23 protein-coding genes are annotated in these 25440 nt (G+C 67.0%); 8 read left to right on the top strand and 15 right to left on the bottom strand.

Going from position 1 to position 25440, the window contains the following annotated elements; genetic code table 11:
- Window positions 1–109: 109 nt before the first annotated feature.
- From ACQPXH_RS23405 to ACQPXH_RS23365, 9 genes are all read right to left on the bottom strand, one after another.
- Complete coding sequence (locus ACQPXH_RS23405) at window positions 110–1123, bottom strand: ROK family protein (RefSeq protein WP_433598646.1); 1014 nt, start codon at window positions 1121–1123, stop codon at window positions 110–112.
- Complete coding sequence (locus ACQPXH_RS23400; RefSeq protein WP_433598645.1) at window positions 1120–1584, bottom strand: hypothetical protein; 465 nt, start codon at window positions 1582–1584, stop codon at window positions 1120–1122. The genes ACQPXH_RS23405 and ACQPXH_RS23400 overlap by 4 nt, the downstream gene beginning before the upstream one ends.
- 64 nt (window positions 1585–1648) lie before the next feature.
- Window positions 1649–2941, bottom strand: coding sequence for an ArsA family ATPase (locus tag ACQPXH_RS23395; protein ID WP_433603559.1), 1293 nt, complete (start codon window positions 2939–2941; stop codon window positions 1649–1651).
- Complete coding sequence (locus tag ACQPXH_RS23390; protein WP_387294858.1) at window positions 2941–3378, bottom strand: SRPBCC family protein; 438 nt, start codon at window positions 3376–3378, stop codon at window positions 2941–2943. Before ACQPXH_RS23390 ends, ACQPXH_RS23395 begins: the two co-directional genes overlap by 1 nt.
- A gap of 45 nt (window positions 3379–3423) precedes the next feature.
- A complete protein-coding gene (locus ACQPXH_RS23385) occupies window positions 3424–3813 on the bottom strand; it encodes a polyketide cyclase / dehydrase and lipid transport (RefSeq protein WP_433598644.1) in 390 nt (129 codons plus the stop codon).
- A gap of 272 nt (window positions 3814–4085) precedes the next feature.
- Complete coding sequence (locus tag ACQPXH_RS23380; RefSeq protein WP_433598643.1) at window positions 4086–5213, bottom strand: glycosyltransferase family 4 protein; 1128 nt, start codon at window positions 5211–5213, stop codon at window positions 4086–4088.
- A 254-nt stretch (window positions 5214–5467) separates the two neighbouring features.
- Window positions 5468–6466, bottom strand: coding sequence for a hypothetical protein (locus tag ACQPXH_RS23375; RefSeq protein ID WP_433598642.1), 999 nt, complete (start codon window positions 6464–6466; stop codon window positions 5468–5470).
- Between the two features lie 6 nt (window positions 6467–6472).
- Window positions 6473–7498: an NlpC/P60 family protein gene (locus ACQPXH_RS23370; RefSeq protein WP_433598641.1), complete on the bottom strand. Its 1026-nt coding sequence runs from the start codon at window positions 7496–7498 to the stop codon at window positions 6473–6475.
- Window positions 7499–7745: 247 nt separating this feature from the next.
- On the bottom strand, window positions 7746–8318 hold the full coding sequence (locus ACQPXH_RS23365; RefSeq protein WP_433598640.1) for a C40 family peptidase: 573 nt from the start codon (window positions 8316–8318) through the stop codon (window positions 7746–7748).
- A 606-nt stretch (window positions 8319–8924) separates the two neighbouring features.
- On the opposite strand from ACQPXH_RS23365, the gene ACQPXH_RS23360 reads away from it, so the two are divergent.
- Together ACQPXH_RS23360 and ACQPXH_RS23355 are read left to right on the top strand one after the other, a co-directional pair.
- Complete coding sequence (locus ACQPXH_RS23360) at window positions 8925–10694, top strand: DEDD exonuclease domain-containing protein (protein ID WP_433598639.1); 1770 nt, start codon at window positions 8925–8927, stop codon at window positions 10692–10694.
- Window positions 10695–10699: 5 nt separating this feature from the next.
- Complete coding sequence (locus ACQPXH_RS23355) at window positions 10700–10975, top strand: Lrp/AsnC family transcriptional regulator (RefSeq protein ID WP_433598638.1); 276 nt, start codon at window positions 10700–10702, stop codon at window positions 10973–10975.
- 71 nt (window positions 10976–11046) lie between these two features.
- Here ACQPXH_RS23355 and trpD read toward each other — a convergent pair whose 3' ends face one another.
- Together trpD and ACQPXH_RS23345 are read right to left on the bottom strand one after the other, a co-directional pair.
- Window positions 11047–12102 carry an anthranilate phosphoribosyltransferase gene (gene trpD / locus ACQPXH_RS23350; RefSeq protein ID WP_433598637.1) on the bottom strand — a complete coding sequence of 352 codons (1056 nt, stop codon included), beginning with the start codon at window positions 12100–12102 and terminating at the stop codon, window positions 11047–11049.
- 70 nt (window positions 12103–12172) lie between these two features.
- Window positions 12173–12592, bottom strand: coding sequence for a hypothetical protein (locus ACQPXH_RS23345; protein WP_433598636.1), 420 nt, complete (start codon window positions 12590–12592; stop codon window positions 12173–12175).
- Between the two features lie 343 nt (window positions 12593–12935).
- Between ACQPXH_RS23345 and ctaE the strand changes: the two genes are divergently transcribed.
- From ctaE to qcrB, 4 genes are all read left to right on the top strand, one after another.
- Entirely contained in the window at window positions 12936–13547 is a 612-nt protein-coding gene (gene ctaE / locus ACQPXH_RS23340) for an aa3-type cytochrome oxidase subunit III (protein WP_433598635.1), read from the top strand.
- Between the two features lie 61 nt (window positions 13548–13608).
- The gene (qcrC, locus tag ACQPXH_RS23335) at window positions 13609–14499 is read left to right on the top strand and encodes a cytochrome bc1 complex diheme cytochrome c subunit (protein ID WP_433598634.1); all 891 of its coding nucleotides are present in this window, start codon (window positions 13609–13611) and stop codon (window positions 14497–14499) included.
- Between the two features lie 183 nt (window positions 14500–14682).
- Window positions 14683–15858: a cytochrome bc1 complex Rieske iron-sulfur subunit gene (gene qcrA, locus ACQPXH_RS23330; RefSeq protein ID WP_433603558.1), complete on the top strand. Its 1176-nt coding sequence runs from the start codon at window positions 14683–14685 to the stop codon at window positions 15856–15858.
- A 73-nt stretch (window positions 15859–15931) separates the two neighbouring features.
- Window positions 15932–17557 (top strand): cytochrome bc1 complex cytochrome b subunit, encoded by a 1626-nt coding sequence (qcrB, locus tag ACQPXH_RS23325; protein ID WP_433598633.1) that lies wholly within the window; start codon window positions 15932–15934, stop codon window positions 17555–17557.
- A 48-nt stretch (window positions 17558–17605) separates the two neighbouring features.
- Here the strand turns inward: qcrB and ACQPXH_RS23320 are convergent, their stop codons facing one another.
- Window positions 17606–18124, bottom strand: a complete 519-nt coding sequence (locus tag ACQPXH_RS23320) for a polyadenylate-specific 3'-exoribonuclease AS (RefSeq protein ID WP_433598632.1) — start codon at window positions 18122–18124, stop codon at window positions 17606–17608.
- Window positions 18125–18230: 106 nt separating this feature from the next.
- On the opposite strand from ACQPXH_RS23320, the gene ACQPXH_RS23315 reads away from it, so the two are divergent.
- Window positions 18231–19616, top strand: coding sequence for a class II 3-deoxy-7-phosphoheptulonate synthase (locus tag ACQPXH_RS23315; protein WP_327096843.1), 1386 nt, complete (start codon window positions 18231–18233; stop codon window positions 19614–19616).
- A gap of 47 nt (window positions 19617–19663) precedes the next feature.
- Here the strand turns inward: ACQPXH_RS23315 and pknB are convergent, their stop codons facing one another.
- A complete protein-coding gene (pknB, locus tag ACQPXH_RS23310; protein WP_433598631.1) occupies window positions 19664–21625 on the bottom strand; it encodes a Stk1 family PASTA domain-containing Ser/Thr kinase in 1962 nt (653 codons plus the stop codon).
- Between the two features lie 750 nt (window positions 21626–22375).
- Between pknB and ACQPXH_RS23305 the strand changes: the two genes are divergently transcribed.
- A complete protein-coding gene (locus ACQPXH_RS23305) occupies window positions 22376–22744 on the top strand; it encodes an Rv2175c family DNA-binding protein (protein ID WP_040688576.1) in 369 nt (122 codons plus the stop codon).
- A 4-nt stretch (window positions 22745–22748) separates the two neighbouring features.
- Here ACQPXH_RS23305 and ACQPXH_RS23300 read toward each other — a convergent pair whose 3' ends face one another.
- A complete protein-coding gene (locus ACQPXH_RS23300) occupies window positions 22749–23687 on the bottom strand; it encodes a phytoene/squalene synthase family protein (protein ID WP_433598630.1) in 939 nt (312 codons plus the stop codon).
- Window positions 23684–25402: an alpha-(1->6)-mannopyranosyltransferase A gene (locus tag ACQPXH_RS23295; RefSeq protein WP_433598629.1), complete on the bottom strand. Its 1719-nt coding sequence runs from the start codon at window positions 25400–25402 to the stop codon at window positions 23684–23686. Before ACQPXH_RS23295 ends, ACQPXH_RS23300 begins: the two co-directional genes overlap by 4 nt.
- Window positions 25403–25440 lie beyond the last annotated feature (38 nt).

Genomic DNA, 25440 nt, shown 5'->3' with positions numbered 1-25440 from the left:
TCGTTTACGAGTACAACCGTCTGTTGCCGACTTTACCGCTGGTTACAGATCACATCCAAGCTGAGCGGCGTATCTCACCACATGTTCTCGAGGACTGATAACGGACCGCTCAGTGGGTGGAACGAGCGGCCCAGGAACGGCCGCGGCCGGTCTCGGCGAGGGTGGCCCTGGCGAGCTCTGCCGCGCCGATCATCCCCGCCGCCTCACCGAGCTGTGTGGTCCGGATCCGGGCGAGCGGCCGATGCCCGGCGCCGGTGATCGCCCGCGCGTACTCCTCGCGTGCCTCGTCCAAAAACTGCGGCGCCGAACTGCTTACGCCACCGGCGATCACGATCAGTCCGGGATCGAAGATATCGCTGACGAAGGCCAACCCGAGCCCGAGCCAGCGGGCGAAATCGGCCATAACCGCGACGGCCAACGGGTCGCCGTCCTGGGCGGCCCCGGCCACCCGGCGTCCGGTCAGCGAACCGGGATCGCGCAGCACCTCGCGCGCCAGCACCGTCGAATGCACCGGATCGGTGGCCAGCATTTCGATGGCGGTATCGACCAGAGCCGTTCCGCTGCAATACCTTTCCCAGCAGCCGCGTTTACCGCACGGACAGGATCGGCCCTGCGGCACCACCTGCAGATGCCCCAACTCCGGTGCGACGCCGTGCGTGCCCCGATACAGTTCGCCGTCGATGAGCAGCGCCGCGCCGATGCCGGTGCCGATTGCGACGAGCACCGAATTGTGCCCGCCGGCCGCCGCGCCGAAGCGGTACTCGGCCCACATGGCGGCATTGGCGTCGTGTTCGAGGATCACCGGTAGTTCGAGGCGTTCGGTGAGCCGCTGCGCGACCGGGGTGTCCTGCCAGGGCAGATGCGGTGCGAAGCGCACCGTCGAGCGATCGGCGTTGATGAATCCGGCCACCGCGAGGCCGACCGCGCTGATCGGATGTCTGCGGCGCAGTTCGCGGACCGCGCGGTGCAGCGCGTTCTCCAGTGCCCGCGCCGAATGCGGTGTGGGTGCGACCACGGTGTCGAGCACCTCGCCGTCGCCGTCGACCACCGATGCGCGAATATTGGTGCCGCCGACGTCGATTCCGACGGTCAGCGGTCGCGGATCCGCTACTCGCGCCGTCATGCCTTGATCGTCACGGGGATGCCGACATAGCGGGATCGCTTGCGGCCGGACGAGTTCGACTGCCGCGTGCGGGTATCCGCGTCGGCGGGTGTGGATTCCGTGTCCGGTGGGTCGTCGTACTGTTCGGGGGCGAACGAATGATCATCCGGCACACCGTCTTCGGGCATCACCGGATCGACCGGCACCCCGGCGAGTGCCTCGCGCAGCACCGTGACGATCGCGGTACCGTGATCGGCCACCACCGCGAGCACATCGTGATGCTCACCGCGCACCAGCGCCGCGGCGGCACAGACCGGGCACCAACTGCAACTCGACCAGTCCGGCTCGCCGTCGGCGGCGCGCCGCAGCACGGGTTCGACCCGTTCGAGCACCGCCTCGGCCAGCAGTTTCAATTCCGCGGCGAATTCGCCGAGGCCGTCACCGGGCTCGGCAGCGCCGGGCCAGTCGTTCGAATCGCTCATGCCCGCGCCTCGCCAGCGCTCCGCTCCGGCGTGCGCGATGCACGCTGTGACATGATTCGCTCGCTCATACCGGCCACGCTTCCGGGTCCGGGTGGAATCGCACGATCAGATAGCCGCTGTCGAGTTCGGCGCCGTCGACCGTGCACCGTCGCAATACCGGCGCCAGGCGCACCCGGCGCCGGACCCCGTCCGCTCCCACGATCAAATCGTCCTCCACTCGTCCCAGTCGCAGCGTCGCCGGATCGACGACGGGCAGGTGCATCCGCAACGCGTACACCGAATGCAGACCGGCACCCGATTCCAATCGAACCACCGGCTCGCCGGAACCTGTGCGAACCTCCGCCGGATTGTCGCTCAGCTTCGAGTCGGCATTCAACCGCTCACCCGAATCCACCGCATACGACAGCGCGGACAGGGACGTGAGCCCGACCGGCTCGGGCCCGGTGTGCTGTGCGATCAGCACCCGTGTCCCGTTCATACCCCGTCGCAGCCGGTTCACCACATCCAATTGTTCGGCGCGTCGATCGACATACCACTGCACGGCGGGATGGGCGGCCACCTCGAGTGCGGTCGGCGGGGGCACGGCGGGCAGCACCTTGTTCACCACCACCGCGTCCAACCGAAGACCGAGCAGTGCCGCCGCCGAACGCACCCGTTCCGATTCGGCGATGGCGACCTGTTCGGCGACGGTGATCAGTCGCGCACCGGTTCGTCGGTGATCGGCGAGCAGATCGCGCACCTCGGTGACCGCCTTGACGATCCGCTCGACCGTAGTGGCCAGCACCGCGCGCCGCAGATCGGTGCCGACCATGCTCATCGTCCGCGCATGCGGCGGCCACATCCGCTCCACGTATCCGAGCAGGGTTTCCGGCGCGGTGATGATACGCAACATATCCGCCGAGGGCGGGCAGTCCACGACGATCACATCCCAGTCGTCCTCGGTGGCGAACTGGGTGATCTCCACCAGCATCAGCAGTTCCTGCACACCGGGCAGTCCGGTCAGCTCGGCCGGATCCAGTGCGGCCAGGTCGATGCCGTGATCGTGGTCGGTTCCGGTCGCGAGCACGCGCACCACCTCGCGGAACCGATCCTCCAGCAGCGCAAGGGAATCGACCTCGATCACATCGAGTCCGGACAGTACGCTCGCGATCCCGGGCACGGTGCCGGGATCGTGCGGAAATCGGAAGCCGAGCGCGTCACCGAGCGAATGCGCCTGATCCAGCGAGGCCACCAGCACTCGCTGCCCCGCCCGGGCATAGGCCATGGCGGTAGCGCAGGCCAACGTCGTCTTGCCGACTCCGCCTTTGCCGATGAATAGTTCGACCCGAGTACCGGCCGCCTCGGGCTTGTGCGTGATCAGCCTTCGACCCGTTTCTTCAGTTCCTTGAGCGCGGTATCGGTGATCACCTTCTCGGCCTTGCGCTTGAACATGCCGATCATCGGGATATTCAGGTCGACGGTCAGCTCATAGGTCACCTCGGTGGTGCCGTCGGGCTGGTCGACGAGTTCGTAGGTGCCGTCCTGCGCCTTCTGCAGTTCGCCGCTGATCAGCGTCCAGCTGACCGATTTATCGTCGGGCCGCCAGGTGTAGGACAGCACGTAGGTGTCCTTGACGACTCCGGCATCGAGCACGAAGCGCGCGGTCCGGGCCCGGCCGTCGGCGCTCTTCTCCAGCACCTCAACGGTTTTCGCGGCCGAGACCCACTCCGGGTAGGACTCCAGATCGGCGATGACGGACATCACCCGCCGCGACGGTGCATCGATGATGATCGACCTCTGGGTCCTGTCGGCCATGGCGGACAACGATTCCTTTCAGCTGCTGTGCTGTGCTCGTGTGCGTCAGCGGGCGGTCGGTGCGGCGTGTGCCGGCGCGACGCCGGCCGCGCGGCCCGCCTCCAGCCTGGCCTTGATCTCGAACGACATATCCTTGCCCGCGACCCGGCGCGCCCGGTTCGCGGCGGCCGGATCCCGTGTCGGCGCCTTCGGCTCGGCGTGCAGGAAGTAGTGCAGGATCACCCCGTCGAGTGCGGGCTCGAGCCATACCTCCATGGTTCCGGTCAGCGCACCGGTGACCGACCAGCGAATACCCTTGTCGGCCCGGTCTTCCCGGACGCCGAGGGTCAGATCGGGCCACCAGCGGCGCCAATTGTTCGCCCCGGCCAGGATCTCGGCGACCGCGGCCCCAGGGGCGGCGACAAACGTCTGATCAGCGATCTGAATACTGCTCACGGCTGCGCCTCGCTGACGCTCGGCTCCGCCGTGCGCAGAGCGCGCTGGCACATGGTTCGCTCGCTGCGCTCGTTCACGGCTGCGCCTCGCTGACGCTCGGCTCCGCCGTGCGCAGAGCGCGCTGGCACATGGTTCGCTCGCTACGCTCACTCACGGCTGCGCCCCGCTCCACCGTGCGCAGATGCGCGCTGTGTCTTTGGTTCACTCGCTGACGCTCGTTCACAGCCCGAGCGTAGTAGATCACAGCCCCGACCTGTGAGCCGCCGTCGCCTTTATTGCAGCAGCTGGCGCAGTCGCGCGCCCAGGCTGTCCCAGCGCCACTGTTCCTCGACCCAGGCGCGTCCCGCTGCGCCCATCTCGGCGGCGGCATCGCGGTCGGACAGGATCTCGACGATGGCGTCGGCGATCTCGGTGGTCTTGCGTCCGTCGACGACGCGGCCGGTCTTGCCTTCCAGCACGGTCTCCGGCGCACCGCCCGAACGTCCGGCGACCACCGGTACTCCGGATGCCGAGGCCTCCAGGTACACGATGCCCAGACCTTCGACATCGAGTCCGGCCCCGCGGGTGCGGCTCGGCATGGCGAAGACATCGGCCAGGGTGTGATGGGCCGCCAGCTCACTGGACGGGACCCGTCCGGTGAAGACCACGTCATCGCTGACGCCGATGGCTGCCGCGAGCCCGTGCAACTTGTCCTCGTACGGTCCGCCGCCCGCGACCACCAATACCGCACCGGGAATCCGGGCACGGATCTCGAGCATGGCGACGATCAACGCGTCCTGGCCCTTGCGCGGAACCAGCCGGGACAGGCACAGGATGGTCGGGCGATCGCCGAGGCCGTAGCGCGCGCGCAATTCCGCGCGCGCTGCCGGATCCGGCCGGAACACATCGGTATCCACTCCCGGCGGCAGATATTCGAGCGCGGCATCGGGCCCGAATGCCGAGGCGAACCGACCACGCGTATATCTGCTGACATAGGTGACGACATCGGTGTGCTCACCGATCGCGCGCAATGCCTGCCGCGCGCCCGGCAGCATGGACCAGCCGACCTCGTGACCGTGCGTGCTGGCCAGAATCCGGGTGGCGCCCGCTCGCCGCAGCATCGGCGACAGTAGTGCCAGCGGCGCCGCCGCGCCGAACCACACCGTGTCGCACTTCTCGCTGCGCAGCAGACGCGCGGCCCGCCGCAGCACCAGCGGGGTCGGCAACATCAGCGTGGTCGGGTGGCGCACCACCTGGAACTTCTGCTTCGCATCGAATTTCAGATGACTGTCGCCACGCCACCGCGGGGCGTAAACGACCAGATCATCGGGCGGCAGCTCACCGGCCAACGCCTGCAGATACGACTGGATACCGCCCGGCCGCGGCGGGAAATCATTGGTAACCAGCAGAGTTCGGGCCATGCGAACAAACTACTGTGTTGGATTTGCCGCGCCTGCGGCGCTCTGTCTAATCGCAGCGCCTTCGGGCTGCGTGTTCGCGGCCCCCTGGTGTCTCGCGGCCTACCCTTTCGAGCGACCTGCAAGCAGTCGCGAGCGGCACCGTCGAGACTCGCGACTTCGTCGCATGCGCTTCGACGGCTCGGACGCGAGACGAGCCGCGACCTCCTCGCTCGTAAGACAGCTCCGTCGTGGTCGGGGTTGCGTCGACGCTCGGCTCAAGTGGCTCGGGCCGACAACCAACCGCGCCAGTCGGCGACCAGCTCGTCGCGGCTGGTGCCGAGCACATCGCGCATGATGAGGTCCTCGCTGGCGTGGTCCTGTTTGCCCGCGGCAATGCGGCGATACAGCTCGACCAGGCGCGGTTGGTCGAACTTGTCGGCGACGAACGCGCAGACCGACCACGCCTGCTCATAGGCGGTGACGGCACCGCTGCCGGCGAAGTCGGCGGCGGACGGGAGATCGCCGGGGACATCTCCGGCGCGAATGCGGGTGGCCACTGTCGGCGCGATATCGGCGAATTGATGTCCGGTGCCGAGGTGGGCCACGAATTCGGCGAACCCCTCGAGCATCCACTGCGGTGCGCCATCGAAGGTTTGGGCTCGCGTGGCGATATGGGTGAGTTCATGGCGCAGCAGCGTGCGCAGACCGTCGGCGTCGAGGCGGCGTCCGGCATCGGAGCTGAAAACAACGCGCTGGCCGGTCGGCTGAGTCCCGGGCACGAACGGATCGGCGACCGAGGCCGCGGCGACATCGGCGGGCATGCTCGCACCCGAGCGGACCAGCGCGGCAAACTCCGACGGATTCGACGCGACCACGACCATCGCGGACTGGGCCCAGCCCGGCCCCCACACCCCGGTGACGGCAGTGGTCGCGGCGGCGAGTTCGCCCGCGAGCGTATCGATTTCGGCCCGCTGCGCCGGATGACCGACGACGAGGGACTCCTGGCCGTTCCCGGTCGGCACCTGCTCCGTGACGAGTTGCCCGAAGGGTTCGAGCGTGCGACGCACCGAGGAAAGGCGCGGATCGTCATCGGCGGCGCGCAGGCTGCCGATCGAAGTCGGCTGAGCCGCACGCAGTTTCGGCAGTACCGAATTCGGCATCATCAGCAGTGCACCGCAGGTGCCCGTCAGTACGGTGACCATCACGAAGGTGGCGACGAACTGGAAGCGGCGCCGCACGAACAACCAGGCGTGGGCCCGCCGAAAGCTACTCATAGCTGATCAGTATCGCCGAGCCGAGTTATAAGGCGTCGACCCCATCGGCGCAACGGCTACCGGAACCCCGAATGTGGAGGCGTGCAGCATCATTCCATTGCCCGCATAGATGCCGACATGGGAGATATCGGAATAGAAGAACACGACGTCGCCGGGTTGCAGATCCGCCTTGTCCACCGGGGTGCCGTAGGAGGCCTGCTGGGAACTGGTCCGCGGCACATCCTTGCCGACCTGTTTGAAGGCCCACTGCACCAGGCCGGAGCAGTCGAACTGGTGTGGTCCGGTCGCGCCCCAGACATACGGGTCGCCGATGCGGGTGAGTCCGGCGGCCAATGCGCTGGTGCCGCTGCCGGGAACCAGCCCGCGCAGCAGGGTGTCGGTATCGAACCCGGGTGGGAATGGCGATCCGGCCAGAGCCGATTTGTCCTTGGTGGACAACTGACCCCACGCCTCGACAACCTGCGCGATGGATCCGGACAGACCGGCCCGCTTGCGCTCGAGATCGGCGCGCACCTGGTCGGCCTTATCGGAGGCCGCGCGTGCGGTGTCGGCGGCGGCACGTGCAGCCTTTTCCGCCTCGGTCGCGGTGGCGGTCGCCCGCCGGTAGAGATTGAGCTGCTCGGAGTTCTTGGCCGAGATCACGTCGATGGTGGACATCTGGTCCAGCAGACGCTGCGGCGAATCGCTCAACAGGACAGCGGAGAGCCGGCTCGTGCGCGCGCCCTGATAGGCGGCGATCACGGTGCGATCGACGATCGGCTGGAACCTGCGGACTTCCTCGCGGGCCCCATCGGCGGTTTGTGTGGCCGCCGCGAGTGCGGCGTCGGCATCGTGCAGCACGTCGAGTTTGGTATCGAGGTCGGCCTGTGCTTCGAGTGCCTGTTGATTGAGCTGCTCGGATTCTCGAGACAGGTCGATCATCCGCTGTACGGCCTCACCGGCCGTGGTCGGCAAGGCTGCCGGATCGGCTCCGGCTGGACTGCCACCGGAGAGCGCGGCGCCCAAGACCGCGGCCGCTAATGCCCCTCCCACCAGACGTTTCCTGCGATGTCTCCGGTGATGTGCTGTCACAGCGCGCCAGGCCCCGTTTCTCTTGTGAAGCGATCTTGCTGCCTCCGCAAGCTGCGGAACTGCTGCGGCGAACCCCGCAAGCCGGGAAGGTCTCGATTAGGTTACGGAACGGCGGACGTCTGTGTCCAGTGGGCCACAAAACGATCACTCGTGCCGTCCCGACGCCCGGCCATCTCGTACTGCCGGGCGGGATGATCGAAAGAGCTGCTCAGAAGCGGCGCGCGCCGGCGACCGGCATGGAGGAGATCGGCGCGAGCTTCACCGGGGTGCCGGAGGTGGAGGCGTGGACCACGTTGCCGTCACCGGCGTACAGGCCGGAGTGGCTGCCGCCGTAGAACGACACCAGATCGCCCGGCTGCAGGTCGTCCAGCGAGACGGGGGTGCCCGCGTTCAGCTGCTCACCGCTGGTGCGCGGCAGCTCCACGCCGGCCTGCTGGTAGGACCACTTGACCAGGCCCGAGCAGTCGAAGGCGTTCGGGCCCGCGGCGCCGTAGACGTACGGCGAGCCGACCTTGCTCAACGCCGCGTCGAGCGCGATATCGCCGACGGACTTCTTGGGGGCCATGAACGGCAGCGGGCCGGGGTTGGGCACCTCGATGCCCGGGATGCCCTGCGGGATCGGGATCTCGTTCGGCACATCGAAGGTGCCGACGCCGGGGATGGTGACCGGCTGGGCCGAGGCGGGCGCGGCGGGCAACAGGAGGATGCCGAGCGAGGCAGCTCCGACGGCTCCGGCCGCGACGGCACGCTTGGCGTGTCGCTTGACGGTGTTGGTCGCCATGATGCGGTACCTCCAAATCTGCCCCACGACGCCGCACCCGGTGGTGCGGCGGACTGCGTGTCGAAGCACCGTCGGGTGGTGCGCCGAACTCCGTGAGGTCTCGAAAAGGTTACGAACACATCACGGTGTTTTGTAAAGCCGGAGACATCCGAAATGGCGGTGCTCAACAAATTTGCCGCCGAATATGTGCGACTTATGTCACACCAATCACGAAACGATAACGACGCGTGATTTCCCAGGGATGGCGGCACCGCTGCCGGCCTGCCCGGCATCTGCGGGCGCCGCGTCTCAGACGCCGAGATTCTCGAAATTCCCCAGGTCGCAACGGTATCTCGGTGTGTATACGCCCGGGCGAGTCGGACCGAACGGTCTTCTCGTTAGCATCGTCGGTAGCACGCCGAGGGTGCCGACGTCGGGCACCCGGGCGTGTCTGCCCGATTGATGCAATTTGCCGAATAATGTGATGTGCACCACTTTTTGGTGTTCTAGATCATTTCGTGGGAAACGAAGCGAAATCCTCGCCGTGTAATTCCGACATTTCTCTGGTGAAATCCCAGGTGGCTTTCCCGGCGGTTCCTGTCGTACCGAGGCCCTACGCTGCACGCCGTGCCCGATCCGACGCCGCGCCAGGCCGCCGCACTGCAGTTGGCCTTCGACGAGCTCGAGACGCCGCTCTACGACACCACCTTCGTGGTCGTCGACCTCGAGACCACGGGCACCAGCCCCGAAGGCGACGCCATCACCGAGATCGGTGCGGTGAAGGTGCGCGGCGGTGAGGTGCTGGGGGAGTTCGCGACCCTGGTGAATCCGGGACGGGCCATCCCGCCCGCGATCGTGCAGATCACCGGGATCACCACCGCGATGGTCTACGAGGCCCCCCGGATCGAGGCGGTGCTGCCGGGTTTTCTCGAATTCGCCAAGGGCGCGGTGCTGGTCGCGCACAACGCCCGGTTCGATATGGCCTTCCTGCGCGCGGCTGCGGCCCGAATGGACACGCCGTGGCAGAGCGGGCCGGTGGTGTGCACGGTGAAGCTGGCGCGGCGCGTCCTCGCCCGCGACGAGGCCCCCTCGGTCCGGCTCGGGGTGCTCGCGCCGCTGCTCGGTGCGAGCACCCAGCCGAACCACCGTGCACTCGACGACGCAAGGGCGACAGTGGACGTGCTGCACGCCCTCATCGGTCGAGTCGGCAATCTCGGTGTGCACAGCCTGACCGAACTGCTCGACTATCTGCCGAATGTCACACCGCGCCAACGCGCCAAGCGCGTGCTCGCCAATGATCTGCCGTCGAGTCCAGGCGTCTATCTCTTCCGCGGACCCTCCGACGAAGTCCTCTATATAGGGACGGCCGTGAACCTGCGCCGACGCGTACGCAATTACTTCACCGGATCCGAGACCCGCGGCCGGATGAAAGAGATGGTCTCCCTTGCCATCCGGGTCGACCACGTGGTGTGCGCGCACGGTCTGGAGGCCGGGGTGCGCGAGCTGCGACTGATCGTCGCGCATACGCCGCCTTATAACCGGCGGTCGAAATTCCCGAAGCGCGGTTGGTGGATAACGCTGACCGACGAACCTTTTCCCCGATTCGCGATTGCGCGCACACCGACCGCGGATGCGTTGGGGCCCTTCCCTTCCCGGATGGACGCGAACGACATCGCGCTGACCATCGCGGAGCACGGCGGTCTGCGCACCTGCACCACGCGCCTGCCGCGCGACGGTCGACACGACTGTCCGCCCGCGGTGGTCGGTGGATGTCCGGCGGCCGTCGGCGGCACTCCTATATATAGGGAGGAATACGAACCCGCCGCCGCGGCCGTTCAGGCGCTGTTCGCGGGGCATTCCGACGCGGCGCTGCGGGCCATGCTCGACTGCATCGAAACCCATTCGCGCGCCGAACATTTCGAGGCCGCCGCCCGGCTGCGCGACCGGACCGTCGCGGTGGTGCGTGCGCTGCACCGTACCCAGCGACTCGCCGCGGTGGCGCGGATCGCCGAACTGATCGCGGCGCATCCCGACGGTGCCGGCGGTTGGGAGTACGCGGTGATCCGCTATGGGCGGCTGGCGGGGGCAGGCACCTCGGTGCGAGGTGTGCCACCCATGCCGGTGATCGAACGCATCGTCGCGGCTTCGGAGACCGTATTGCCCGATCCGGTGCCGCCGTTGCGCGGTGCCTCGCCGGAAGAGGTCGGTCTGGTGACGCGATGGTTGGGGCGGCCGGGGGTGCGGATCGTGCGCACCAGTGAGGGGTACGGCGATCCGATCCGAAGTGCCGGACGCTGGACCGGGTGGGCGGATCTCGCCGAGGCGGCCGCACGGGCACGCCTGCACGGGCCGGAGGCCGAACTCGCGGAGTACGAGGGCGGTGACCGCCTAGGCTGACAGCCATGATTACCGCGATCGTGATGATCCAGGCCGAGAACGCCCGCATTCCGGAGACCGCACAGGCGGTCGCCGATACCGGGGGCGTCACCGAGGTCTATTCCTGCGCGGGTGATGTCGACCTGATCGCGATCGTGCGGGTGCGCGACCACGAGGAGATCGCCGAGGTGGTGACCGGCCGGATCGACAAGACCCCCGGCGTCGCCCGCACCACCACCCACATCGCCTTCAAGTCCTACTCCAGCGCCGACGTCGAAGCGGGCTTCTCCCTCGGCGAGTGAGCCGGACTCAGCGAACCTGTACCGCCACAAGACGTCTGCCGGCACGCGGCGCACGATTCGCGCCGCGGCGGTCAGTTGTCGCCGAGGGTGTTGGTGAGCTCGGCCCAGCGGTCGAGCAGGGCTGCGGATCTGCCGGTGTCGATGGCTTCGGCAGCGCGATCGATGCCCGCGGCGATGACGTCGTGGATTTCGGCATCCGGATCGCCGACCCCCTGGGACAACTCGTACGCGACGATGGCGGCGGCGGAATTCAGCAGTACCGCATCGCGCACCGGGCCCGTGGTACCGGCGAACACGCTGCGCGCGACATCGGCGTTGACCTCGGCGTCGCCGCCGCGCAATGCGTCCAGCTCGACCCGTGCGATGCCGATGCGGGTCGGATCGATGGTGGTTTCGCGCAGTTTTCCGCCGGATACCACCCATGCGTCGGTGGTGTCGGAGGTGGTGATCTCGTCCAGGCCGTCATTGCCGCGCACCACGATGGCGCTGGCGCCGCGCTCGCCGAAAACCCCGGCGATCACCGGCAGTAGTTCGGGGAACGCGCAGCCGACCAGTCCGGCGCGCGGTTGCGCCGGGTTGGTGAGCGGGCCGAGCACATTGAAAACGGTGGGGATGCCGATCTCCTTGCGGGCCGGACCGGCGAAGCGCAACGCGGGGTGGAACAGCGGCGCGAAGCAGAAGCCGATGCCGACTTCGCGCACGCAACGAGCCACGGCCTCGGGGCCGAGGGCCAGCTTCACGCCCAATGCCTCCAGCACATCGGCGCCACCGCTTTTCGAGGAGGCAGCGCGATTGCCGTGCTTGACAACGGGCACACCGGCCGAGGCCACCACGATCGAGGACATCGTCGAGATATTCACCGAACCGGACCGGTCACCGCCGGTCCCGACAATGTCCACCGCGTCGCCGTCGACGTGCACCAGGCGGGCGTGGCCGAGCATGCCTGCGGCCATGCCGGACAGTTCGGTAGGAGTCGGGCCCTTGATCTTCATCGCGACACCGAATGCGGCGATCTGTGCCTGCGTCGCATTGTCGGTGAAGATCTCGTCGATCACCCAGGTCGTGTCGTCCGCTGCCAGATCGCCACCATCGGCAAGGGTCCCGAGTACTTGGGGCCAGCTGCGCATGTCCACTTCTCCTGTCACCACTGGTTCGCGCACCAGTCTGTCGCGATAGAGCGTAGTGGTCGAGACGTTATTACCGCTGTGCGGTCGCGGAACCCGGTTGCAGGGCGTCCCAGCCGTCCGTGACGCCGTCGTGGCGCTGGGCGAGACCGACCATCCGCGCCCGCTCCTGCGAACAATGCAGTGCGTCGAGCAGCTGAACCCGTTGCAGGATCAGCGATTCCAGTTCGTGTGGACCTTCGGTGCGTGGCGCCGCGGCGTAACCGTCCTGGGCCGCGATCGCACACACCGCATCGATCCGATCGGGCGGAATGCGCAAGTGATGGCGCAGCAGCGCCGGCTCGTCGGCTTTGAGAGCCGAAGCGCGCGCGAGTGTTGTCGAACACGCCTCGGAGTCATCGAAGCACTCCGCTACGACTACCAGATCGGAACGGGTCGGATCGAGCGGTTCAGGTTCGTTGCCGCCGAACAGCCGTTGCCACCAACGCGTCACATCCGCCTCCTGATCTCAGCTTTTCCTTACCAACGCCTGTCACAATTCGAGGCGGCAATCCTGTGGTCACGCGACATTCACACCCCCACATCACCACAACGGAGCGAGTCCTGCGAGCGACCGTTCGCGGCCCGTCTCGCGTCCGAGCCGTCGAAGCGATGCGACGAAGTCGCGAGTCTCGACGGCTCGGACGCGAGACACCAGGGGGCCGCGAACCCGCCGCGGCCACGCGGCCAAAAACAGAGCGCGGCAATCAAACACCTTCCGTGCGTTTTCCGGCGCGAGAGGACAAGTTTCGCACCCGGGTACTTGTGTCGTACTACGACGAGTCATACTTACCCCCGTGACGACCGCAGTAGGGACCCCAGGATCGGCCATTACTCAGCGTGTGCATTCGCTGAACCGGCCCAACATGGTGAGCGTCGGTACCATCATCTGGCTGTCCAGCGAGCTGATGTTCTTTGCCGGGCTCTTCGCGATGTACTTCGTCGCGCGCGCCCAGGCGCACGGCAACTGGCCGCCGGAACCGACCGAGCTGAACCTGAAGCTTGCCGTGCCGGTCACCACCGTGCTGGTCGCCTCGTCGTTCACCTGCCAGATGGGTGTGTTCGCGGCGGAGAAGGGCGATGTGTTCGGCCTGCGCCGCTGGTACGTCATCACCCTGATCATGGGTGCGATGTTCGTGGCCGGTCAGGGCTACGAGTACACCAACCTGGTCAAGGAAGGCACCTCGATCTCGAGCAGTGCCTACGGCTCGGTGTTCTACATCACCACCGGTTTCCACGGTCTGCACGTCATCGGCGGTCTGATCGCCTTCGTGTTCCTGCTGGTCCGCACCAAGGTCAGTAAGTTCACCCCGGCGCAGGCCACCGCCGCGATCGTCGTCTCGTACTACTGGCACTTCGTCGACATCGTCTGGATCGGGTTGTTCGCCACGATCTACTTCGTCCGCTGAGTCGGGCCAGTACCCCAAATCTTTTGCACAAGTCGGTTCCGTCTACTCCAAAGGGACACAGATGAGTTCATCTCCCCCGTCAGCGCCAGAGCCCGCCAGCCTCAGCGCGGCGATCAGCCGCCAAGATGCCACGGCCGGCCAGGCAAGCAAGACGCGCAAGCAACGCCGTATGCGGCGTCGTATCGCGGGTGGACTTGCGCTGTTGGTGGGCCTCGTCGGAGCCGGATTCCTCGCCACCGCGATCACGCCGGACCCCCAGGTCGCGACCGCGCGCGAGGATCAGTCCGCGCTGATCCGCGACGGTAAGCAGCTCTACGAGACCTCCTGCATCACCTGCCACGGCGCAAACCTGCAGGGCGTGCCCGACCGCGGTCCGAGCCTGATCGGCGTCGGCGAGGCGGCCGTCTACTTCCAGGTCTCCTCGGGTCGCATGCCGCTGGCCGCCAACCAGGCTCAGGCCACGCGCAAGCCGCCGAAGTTCGATGCCCACCAGACCGACGCCCTCAGCGCGTACGTCGCCGCCAATGGGGGCGGCCCGTCCGTGGTGCGCGACGCCAACGGAGAGATCGCGCAGGAATCGCTGCGCGGACCGGACATCGCTCGCGGTTCCGAGCTGTTCCGGATGAACTGCGCGTCCTGCCACAACTTCACCGGCCGTGGCGGCGCGCTGTCCTCCGGTAAGTACGCGCCGCCGCTGGAGCCCGCCAGTGAGCAGCAGATCTATGCCGCGATGCTCACCGGCCCCGAGAATATGCCGAAGTTCTCCGACCGGCAGCTGAGCCCGGAAGAGAAGCGCGACATCGTCGCCTACGTCAAGAACGCCACCGAGGAGAAGAGCCCCGGCGGCTGGGATCTCGGCGGGTTCGGTCCCGCGACCGAGGGTCTGGCCATGTGGGTGGTCGGCATCACGCTCGTCGTCGGCGCCGCGATGTGGATCGGATCACGTTCATGAGCGAGCGCAGCGAGCGAACAACAAGCACAGCCGACATGTCGGTCATGTCGGAGCCGAGCGACAGCGAGGCGGAGGCATGAGCGAGCGCAGCGAGCGAACAACAAGCACAGCCGACATGTCGGTCATGTCGGAGCCGAGCGACAGCGAGGCGGAGGCATGAGCGACAGCAAGGAGCCAACTGACATGGGTCGGCCGGATGAGGGCCACGACGGCGCAGAGCCGTCGAACGAGCAGGTGAACACCACACCGGCTGAGCCCACCGAGGAAGAACTCGACGCGATGTCGCGCGACGAGCTGGTCAAGCTCGGTACCGAGCGCGACGGCGTCGACGTCGCCTACCGGCGCGAGCGGTTCCCGGTGCCGGGCACCCGCGCCGAGAAGCGCGCCGAGCGGCAGGTCTCGTTCTGGTTCGCGGTCTCCGGTATCGCCGCCGCGGTCCTGGTCGGGGTGTTCCTGTTCTGGCCATGGGAGTTCAAGGGCTCGAACGAGGAAGGTCACACCGCCTACTCGCTGTTCACCCCGCTGGTCGGCCTCAGCCTCGGGATCGCCGTGCTGGTCATCGGCGTCGCGGTCGTGGTGATCCGCAAGAAGTTCATCCCGGCCGAGCTGTCCATCCAGGTGCGCCACGACGGGCCCTCGCCCGAGGTCGAGCGCCGCACCCTGGTCGCCGAGCTGCAGGACGCGCTGGACACCTCCACGCTGGGGCGCCGCAAGATGATCACCCGGACCGCGGGCGCCGGTGTCGGTGTACTCGGTATCGGCGCACTGCTGGTGTTCGTCGGCGGCATGATCAAGAACCCGTGGGCCAAGGGCGACAAGTCGCCACTGTGGGTTTCGGGCTGGACCCCGGACTTCCCCGGCGAGACCATCTACATCCGTCGCGACACCGGTCGCCCCGAGGACGTCATGCTGGTGCGCCCCGAGGATCTGGACGCGGGCGCGATGGAGACGGTGTTCCCGTGGAAGGAGAAGTGGCGCGGTGACGAGCACGCGACGCTGCAGTCCCTGCGCGGAATCCGCAACGCCGTCATGCTGATCCGGCTGCGCACCCAAGACGCGCAGAAGGCCATCAAGCGCAAGGGGCAGGAGAGCTTCAACTACGGCGACTACTTCGCCTACTCGAAGATCTGCACCCACCTCGGTTGCCCGACATCGCTGTTCGAGCAGCAGACCAACAAGATCCTGTGCCCCTGCCACCAGTCGCAGTTCCTCGCGACCGAATGGGGTAAGCCGGTCTTCGGTCCCGCCGCTCGCGCACTGCCGCAGCTGCCGATCACCGTCAACTCCGAGGGCTACCTGGTCGCCGCGGGCGACTTCATCGAGCCGCTCGGACCGGCCTACTGGGAGCGTCGTTCATGAGCGAACGAAGTGAGCGAATCATGTCACAGCGTGCAGGGCACATGCCGGAACCGAGCGCCGGCGAGGTGCAGGCATGAGCCCTTCAGTCGCAGCCCAAGCCCATGAGGCCGACGTGCGCTATCGCGCCGCGGCGTTCATGAAGCGGTCGATCAACAAGGTCTTCCCGACCCACTGGTCGTTCCTGCTCGGCGAGATCGCGCTCTACAGCTTCATCATCCTGCTGCTGTCGGGTGTCTATCTGACGCTGTTCTTCGACCCGTCGATGAGCGAGGTCGTCTACAACGGCGCCTACCAGCCGCTGCGTGGTGTGACCATGTCGCGGGCCTACGAGACGGCGCTGAACATCTCCTTCGAGGTGCGCGGCGGTCTGTTCGTGCGCCAGGTGCACCACTGGGCCGCCCTGCTTTTCGCGGCCTCGATCATCGTGCACCTGTTCCGTATCTTCTTCACCGGTGCGTTCCGCAAGCCGCGTGAGGCGAACTGGGTCATCGGCTGCCTGCTGCTGATCCTTGCCATGTTCGAGGGCTTCTTCGGTTACTCGCTGCCCGACGATCTGCTCTCGGGTACCGGTCTGCGGGCCGCCTTCGGCGGTATCACGATGAGTATCCCGATCGTCGGCACCTGGATGCACTGGCTGATCTTCGGCGGTGACTTCCCCGGCGACATCATCATTCCGCGCCTGTACATCGCGCACGTGCTGCTGTTCCCCGGCATCATCCTGGCGCTGATCGCCGCGCACGTCGCGCTGGTCTGGTACCAGAAGCACACGCAGTTCCCCGGCCCTGGCCGCACCGAGAACAATGTCGTCGGCGCGCGCATCGTGCCGGTGTTCGCCTCGGATCAGGGCGCGTTCTTCGCCTTCACCCTCGGCATCGTGGCGATCATGGCCGGTGTGCTGCAGATCAACCCGATCTGGAACATGGGTCCGTACAACCCCTCGCAGGTGTCGGCGGGTTCGCAGCCCGACTTCTACATGATGTGGACCGACGGTCTGGCGCGTCTGATGCCGCCGTGGGAGCTCTACCTCGGTCGCTACACGGTGCCCGCCGTGTTCTGGGTGGCGCTGATCATGGGTCTGGTGTTCACGGTGCTGATCCTGTATCCGTGGATCGAGAAGCGCCTCACCGGCGACGATGTGCACCACAATCTGCTGCAGCGCCCGCGCGACGTGCCGGTGCGCACGGCGATCGGTGCGATGTCGATCGGTTTCTATGTGGTGCTGACGCTCTCGTGCGTCAACGACATCCTGGCGCTGAAGTTCGACATCTCGTTGAACGCCACCACCTGGATGGGCCGCATCGGCCTGCTGGTCGTGCCGCCGGTGGCGTACTTCCTCGCCTACCGGTTCTGCATCGGGCTGCAGCGTAGTGACCGGGCGGTGCTCGAGCACGGCATCGAGACCGGTGTGATCAAGCGTCTGCCGCACGGTGAGTACATCGAGGTGCACCAGCCGCTGGGCCCGGTCGACGATCACGGCCACCCGATCCCGCTGGAGTACCAGGGCGCGACCGTGCCCAAGAAGATGAACAAGCTGGGCTCGGCCGGTAAGCCGGGCACCGGTAGCTTCCTGCGCGCCGATCCGCCGCACGAGATCGAGCAGGCCTTCGAGGACGACCACGCGGAAGAGCACAAGCAGCTCGCCGTACTGCAGAAGGTCCAGGAGAAGGCGAACGGTCAGAACGGTAGTCACTCGCACTGACAGATGAAAAGAAGGCCCCGAGTCGAATTGGACTCGGGGCCTTCTGCTTTAAAGGGATACCCGGCGGCGGGCGGCCTCGATGGCCTCGAATTTGGCCAGGTTGTGGCGGGCGTCGGCGAGGGCGTCGTGGGCGTCCGGGGGAACCGGGGGCAGTTCGGGACGACCGTGGGCCTCCCAGTGTTGCCGCAGTTCGTTGGTGTAGCGGGGGAGGGCGTTGGGCAGATCGACCATGGAGCCCCAGAGCTGGCACAGGGCGACATGGTCGTAGGCGGCCACCCAGGCCCACAGTTCGGGGGCGACGCTGGGACGCGGGACCAGGAATTCGTAGAGGTCTTTGCGGATCTGTTCGCGACTGCGCCAAAGCGGGGAGCCGGGCGACGGAAGCTGCGGAAGCACATACCTGCGTACCCACGGACCCGCCCGTTCGGGATCGAATTCGGTTGAGACCGCGTAGTATTCGCGGCCGTCCTCGCAGACCACACCGATCGATACGAGGTCGATGGTCGACCCGTCCTCGATGAATTCGCAGTCATAAAAATATCGAAGCGAGATCGGTCTCTCCTCCAAAGCTCGGTACGGTGCGGCGATACTGCCGGCAATTCACCCTAGGTGGGCAGAATCCACCCCTAATACCGGGTACCTGCGCGCTGCGGGGTATCCGTATTCTGAACAGGTGAACTGGACCGTCGACGTACCCATCGATCGCCTGCCGGAGCTGCCGCCGCTGCCCGCAGAGCTGCGGAGGCGGCTGGACGACGCGTTGGCGCGTCCGGCGCTGCAGCAGCCGGCGTGGGATCCGGAGCAGGCGGCAATGATGCGGACCGTGCTGGAAAGTGTGCCGCCGATCTGCGTACCCGCCGAGGTGGAAGAGCTGCGCGGGCAGCTCGCGGAGGTCGCGCGCGGCGAGGCCTTCCTGATGCAGGGCGGTGACTGCGCGGAGACCTTCGCCGACAACACCGAACCGCATATCCGCGGCAATATCCGCACCCTGCTGCAGATGGCCGTCGTGCTCACCTATGGCGCCAGCCTGCCGGTGGTCAAGGTCGCGCGCATCGCGGGCCAGTACGCGAAGCCCCGCTCCTCGGACACCGACGCGCTCGGCCTCAAGTCCTACCGCGGTGACATGGTGAACTCGCTGGTCGCCGATGCGAAGGTGCGCGAACACGACCCGTCGCGACTGGTCCGCGCCTACGCCAACGCCAGCGCGGCGATGAATCTGGTGCGCGCGCTGACCGGTGCGGGCATGGCGGATCTGCACCGTGTGCACGACTGGAACCGGGATTTCGTGGCCCAGTCGCCCGCGGGTGCGCGCTATGAGGCGATGGCCGGGGAGATCGACCGCGGTCTTGCCTTCATGACCGCTTGTCGGGTGAACGATCCGAGCCTGCAGTCGGCCCGCATCTACGCCAGCCACGAAGCGCTGGTGCTGGACTACGAGCGCGCCATGCTCCGGCTCGGCCAGAACCCGGCGGGCGAGCCGGTGCTCTACGACCTGTCCGCGCACTTCCTATGGATCGGCGAGCGCACCCGTCAGCTCGACGGCGCGCATATCGCCTTCGCGGAACTACTGGCCAACCCGATCGGCCTCAAGATCGGCCCGACCACCACCCCGGATCAGGCGGTCGAGTACGTCGAGCGGCTCGATCCCAATAACGAGCCGGGCCGGTTGACCATCGTCTCGCGCATGGGCAATAACAAGGTTCGTGACGTGCTGCCGCCCATTATCGAGAAGGTGCAGGCGACCGGGCATCAGGTCATCTGGCAGTGCGACCCCATGCACGGCAACACCCACGAGGCCTCCACCGGCTACAAGACCCGGCACTTCGACAGGATCATCGACGAGGTGCAGGGGTTCTTCGAGGTGCACCATGCACTGGGCACGCATCCCGGCGGTCTGCACATCGAACTGACCGGTGAGGATGTCACCGAATGTCTCGGCGGCGCGCAGGACATTTCCGATCTGGATCTGTCCGGTCGCTACGAGACGGCATGTGATCCGCGGCTGAACACCCAGCAGTCGCTGGAGCTGGCCTTCCTGGTCGCCGAAATGCTGCGCTGACCAAGGCTTTCCGACATGAGCGCCGCGACTGCGGCGCTCCTTTGTCGTCAGGGCAGCGCCGTCAGCGAGACGGTACTGCCGGCCTCGACATTGGAACCCACGCCCGGAACTTGGCCGATCACCACGGAACTGTCGGACGGGGCGAGCTGACGCACCGCCACCACCAGGCCGAGCGCCTGCAGCTTGGAGCGGGCGTCGCCGACGCTCGAGCCGACCAGCAGGGGCACCTTCACGGCATTCGAGACGATCAGGGTGATGCCGTCGCCGGCCTGGATCGTGGCGCCCGCGGCCGGTTCAGTGGCGATGACCTGGTCCGCCTCGATGCTGCGGTCGTACTGAGTTCTGGTCTCGCGCACCGTGATTCCGGCCGCGGCGAGCACCCTGTTCGCCTCCTCGGTGGTCTTGCCGCGCACGTCGGGCATTTTCACCGGCTGAGATCCCTTGCTGCGGTACACCTTCACCTGTGCGGCCAGCGGCAGCACGGTGCCGGGAGCCGGATCCACCTTCGCGAGGGTGCCCTTGGGTGCGGTGCTGCCGGTTTCGCCCGCGTCCACCGGTTGCAGTCCGGCATCGCGAATGAGCTGGTCGACCTTCGAAATGTCATCGCCCGCTTTGATATCCGGCACCCGGGGTTTGCCACTGGAGATCAGCACGGACACCGTCGAACCCTTGGTGACCTTGGATCCGGCCGAAGGATCGGTGCCGACCACCCCGCCGACCGGGATGGTGTCGGAGGTCTTCTGTCTGATCTCGGTGTCGAAACCGGCATCCGCCAGTGCCGAAATCGCGCTGGCCTGATCCTTTCCGGCGACCGACGGGACGGCCGAGTAGCGGCCGATGCCCAACCACCAGCCGCCGATCCCGACCAGCAGGGTAAGGACCGCGACGATGGCGACCCAGAGCAGAACCGTGCGCCGCGATTTGGTCCGGTCGTCCGCGAAGGGTGATGGCTGCGGCGAATGCGATGGTGCGTAGTGATCGCGGTAGGTGTCCGGCGGCCCGTAGTTGTCGGGCGGACCGTAGTCGGGCACCCGCGGCCGCGCCGCAGTGACGACCTTGGTGTGCTGCTCGGACTGCGGTGGCGGTGCCGCGGCCCTGGGCTGGTGCGGGGTTGGTGCGGCAACTTTGAAGCTGGCGCTGAGATGTTCGGCCGACTCCTGGGGCGCGGGCACCCGATACGGCGGCAGATTCAGCGCGACCCCGATCGAATGCAGTTCGGCCGCCATCTCGTTGGCATCGGCGAAGCGATGCGCGGGTTCGCGGTTGGTGGCCCGCGCGATCAGCTCGTCGAACTCCGGCGGGACACCGGAGATGAATTCGCTCGGGCTGGGCACATCGTTCTCGATGCGCTGATATGCCACCGATAGCGAAGTGTCGCCGGTGAACGGGACCTGGCCGGTGAGTAGTTCGAAGATCAGGATGCCGAAGGAGTAGACATCGCTGCGGGAATCGGCGGTACCGGCGGTCACCTGTTCGGGTGACAGGTACGCGGCGGTGCCGAGAATTACGCTCGCCGAGGTGGTGTTCGCGGCCGCGACGGCACGCACCAGACCGAAATCGGCGATCTTGACCTCGCCGGAATCGGAGATCAGCACATTCTCCGGTTTGATATCGCGATGGATCAGGCCCGCCGAATGCGCGACACCGATCGCGGCCAGTACCGGCTCGGCGACCGCGCGCACCGCATGCGGTGGCATCGGACCGCGTTCACGCAGCAGCTCGCGCAGCGTGCCGCCCTCGACCAACTCCATGATCAGGAACGGATACTCGCCGTCCACACCCTGGTCATAGACCGCGACCAGGGAAGGATGCTTGAGTTTGGCGACCGCGCGCGCCTCGAATTCGAACCGGGACAGGAACTGGGGATCGGCGGCGAACTTGGGATCCATCACCTTGATGGCGACCGGACGGTCCAGCCGGGTATCCACCCCTCGGAAGACCATCGACATCCCGCCCCGCGCGATCGGCGCGTCGATGCGGTAGCGCCCCTCCAGGATTTGCCCGATCAAGTGTTGTCCTCCGGCTTTCACAAACTTTCTCACCCCTCGCTCCGATGCGACAAGCGATTGACCGCCTCGCGCGGCCCGCTCACGATCGTAGCCGTGTCGATAGCTGTGTTTTTGGCCGCGCGGGCGCGGCGTGTTCGCGGCCCCCTGGTGTCTCGCGTCCGAGCCGTCGAGACTCGCGACTTCGTCGCATCGCTTCGACGGCTCGGACGCGAGACGGGCCGCGAACGGTCGCTCGTAAGACTCGCTCCGTTGGGGTTGGTTTGTGTGCGCAAAGCGATGGTTTGGGGCCACGGGGTCGGACTCATCTGGGCGAATCGTGGGGGAACGGTCCAGGGTGTCTCGGGTTTTTGGCCGCGCAGGCGCGGCGTGTTCGCGGCCCCCTGGTGTCTCGCGTCCGAGCCGTCGAGACTCGCGACTTCGTCGCATCGCTTCGACGACTCGGACGCGAGACGGGCCGCGAACGGTCGCTCGTAAGACTCGCTCTGTGGTGGGTGCTGATGGCCGGAGCGTTCGGCACCTGATGCACTCGCAGCGGATGGTCGAATCCCGTGCTTGCGGGGCATACGGTTTGGCCACTCGGGCGCGAGATGGGGCGCGAACGTCGCTCGTAAGACTCGCTCCGTTGGGGTTGGTTTGTGTGCGCAAAGCGATGGTTTGGGGCCACGGGGTCGGACCCATCTGGGCGAATCGTGGGGGAACGGTCCAGGGTGTCTCGAGCCACGCGGCGCGGGACCGTCTACCGTTATCCGGGTGAGTGCATTTCCTTGCAGTGACGATGTTCTTCCCCAGTCGGAGGCGGTGATCCCGCTGCCCGAGGTGGCCGACAAGCTCGGGCTCGTGGTGACCCGAGTGCATCAGATGCTGCGCGACCACCAGTTGCTCGCCCTGCGCCGCGATGGTGTGGCCGGCGTGCCGGAGCGATTCTTCGACGATACCGGCGCGATCGTGAAGTCGCTGCCAGGCCTGATCACCGTCATGAAAGACGCCAAGTACACCGACGAGGAGATCCTGGAGTGGATCTTCACCGACGACGAGAGCCTGCCCGGTAAGCCCGTCGACGCATTGCACGGCCCGCTCGCGCGCGAGGTCCTGCGCCGCGCGGCAGCCGAGCCTTTTTGAGTTACTACCCGCGCAGCGCGGCGGTGGTGAATTCCACCGCCGCGACACGCAGTCGTCGGCGGCGGGGGACCGCGGCGCGGCGCGCGAATACCGCGTAGTCGGAGTGTTCGATTTCATCGAGAATGCCGGAGTAGAGCGTGCTCGCGGTGCGGATGGCGGGGCGCACACGGGGGTCGAGTAGATCGATGCCCGGGTTCGCGAAACGGTAGAGGTCGCGGTTGATCGCGATCAGGTGGGCCAGTGCGCGGCGCACCCGCTGGTCGGTGTGGCCGATGCGGTGGCAGTGGACCAGCAGGTCCGCGTCCACGCCGTAGGCCGCGAGTTCGTCGGTGGGGAGGTAGATCCGGCCGCGGTCCAGATCCTCGGCGATATCGCGCAGGAAATTGGTGAGCTGGAAGGCTTCGCCGAGTGCGGCGGCGGCGGGTTCGGCCTCGGCCACCGGGACGACCGTGCCGAGCACCGGCAGCAGTTGCAGACCGATCGCGGCCGCGGAACCGCGCATGTAGTCGCGCAGTTCGGTCATGGTGGCGTAGTGGGCGCGGAAGTGCGCGGTTCCTGGCACATCCATGCGCATGGAGTCCAGGAAGATCCAGAAGTGCTGAGGCGCAATGTCGTAGCGCTGGATGGTGTCGGCCAGTGCGGCCAGTACCTGCGCGCGGCGGTCGGTGGGCGGCGTTGCCTGCTCCAATGCGACGCGCAGTTGCTTCTCGACCAGATCGAGTTCGCCCGCGGGGCCGTGTTCGGCGTCGTGCGTCGGGTGATCGACGATGTCGTCGACCATTCGCGCGAAGGCGTAGAGCGCGTGCACCGCGGGTCTTCGTGTTGCGGACAGCAGGCGGGTGGCGAGGAAGTAGGTGCGCCCGTGTTCGGCGGCGATCGCCCGGCAGACGCGGTATGCCGCGGCCAGTTCCGAGCCGCGGGCGGGTAGCGCGACCTCGGTCATGACCGGGTGACGGCGACCGGATTGCTCTCCGGTGGGGTGGCGCGCAATCGCAAGGGGTCGACCCGCCGCAGCGACAGGGCCGCGACCACGGCGGCGAACGTCGCGGCGGCCACGTGGCCGAAGCTGTAGAGCCCGATCGAGCCGTCCGGCTGGAAGACCAGCATCAACCAGGTACACAGCCCGACCAGCACCATCAGTGTGGTGGTGGACAGTGCGAACCCGGCGGCCAGCGCCAGCGGCCAGGAGTAGTACCAGGGCAGTGCGGCGGGCGAGAGGATGACGATGGCGACAAAGGCGATCAGGATGCCGAAGACCGCCTCGCGCTCGCTGTGCCGGAACCGCCACCAGGTCCACGCCAGCACGGCGATCAGCGCCAGCGCGCAGAGTGCGCGGGTCACCGTGAGCACCGGATCCATCGGGAACGGCGTCACCCAGCGGACCATATGCGCCATGATCGTCGGCAGCGAGAGCCAGTTGATGATCTTCTTCGAGCCCGACAGCGCGGTCAGCCAGCCGATGCCGACCCCGGCGACGGCCGAGGCGGCCACGAAGACCACCGCGAACACGCTCAAACCGAGTCCGGCGATCTTGGCGAACATCAGCGCCGGATGCGGTACTTCCGCACTCGGTCGCGCGGGTTCGGCCTCGCTCTCGACCTGCTGGGTGGCACCCGGTGATTGCGCTGCGCGTTGCAGCGCCCGGCGTTCACGTTCGTGCAGCATCCAGATCCACACCAGGAACGGCAATGCGACACCGGCGGTCGCTTTGATGGCGACGCCGATCGCGACGACCACGATTCCCGCCACATGATGGCGCTCGAGCACGAGTGCGATACCCGCGCACATGAGCCCGACCATGAGCATTTCGTTGTGCACGCCGCCGATGAGGTGGATCAGCACTAGGGGATTGAGTACTGCCAGCCACAACGCGACCGTCGGCTTACCGCCGAGATGTTTGGTCAGATACGGCACCGCCCACATCATCAGCGCCAGTCCCGGCAGCATGACCAGCCGCAGCGCGATGGTGCCCGCGACCACGTTATCGCCGGTGATCGCGGTGATCGCATTGCCGAGCAGCAGGAAGATCGGACCGTACGGCGCGGTGGTGGTGGTCCAGACCGGGCTCACATTGTCGAGCAGCACGCCGGGATTGGCGACCGGCGGGGAAACGTAGGGATCGAAGCCGTCGCGTAGCAGTGCGCCCTGGGCCAGATACGAATACGCGTCCCGGCTGAACATCGGCACCGCGAACAGCAGCGGAAAGATCCAGATGCCGACGATCGCGCGCAGCTCGTTCAGCGTGACCCCGGCGTCGGGCCGGTCACCGAATCCGATCGTGGTCCGGCCGAGGCGCACCCACGCGGTGATCATCAACAGCACACCGACCCAGATGACCATGGTGGACAGCACATAGCCGTGCCCGAATCGCAGCCAGGACAGATGCATCGCCTCGAGCAGCGGATCGCGTTTTCGGACGCTGCCCGCGCCGAATCCGCCGAAGGTGATCATCAGCGCGCCGAAGAAACCGAGCAGCGCCGAATGCCCCTCGGGGCTGCGGGCGAAGTCGGCGGTGGTCCGCAGCCAGGCCCGGAACCCGTGTTCGTCGACGGCTGACGGTGTCCGGCGCGCCGGGGCGCTCGACGGACGTGCCTCGTCTTCGGTTGCGGTGATCGAGCTGTCGGTGGGCGCGGGGGCCGTCGTCTCAGGGGGATGCATGTGGTGTCGGTCCCCCCGGAGTGGTCGGCGGTCGCAAC

This window comes from Nocardia sp. CA-135953 (assembly GCF_050955735.1).
Taxonomy (GTDB): Bacteria; Actinomycetota; Actinomycetes; order Mycobacteriales; family Mycobacteriaceae; genus Nocardia.
This window is presented reverse-complemented; position numbering and strand designations above follow the sequence as displayed.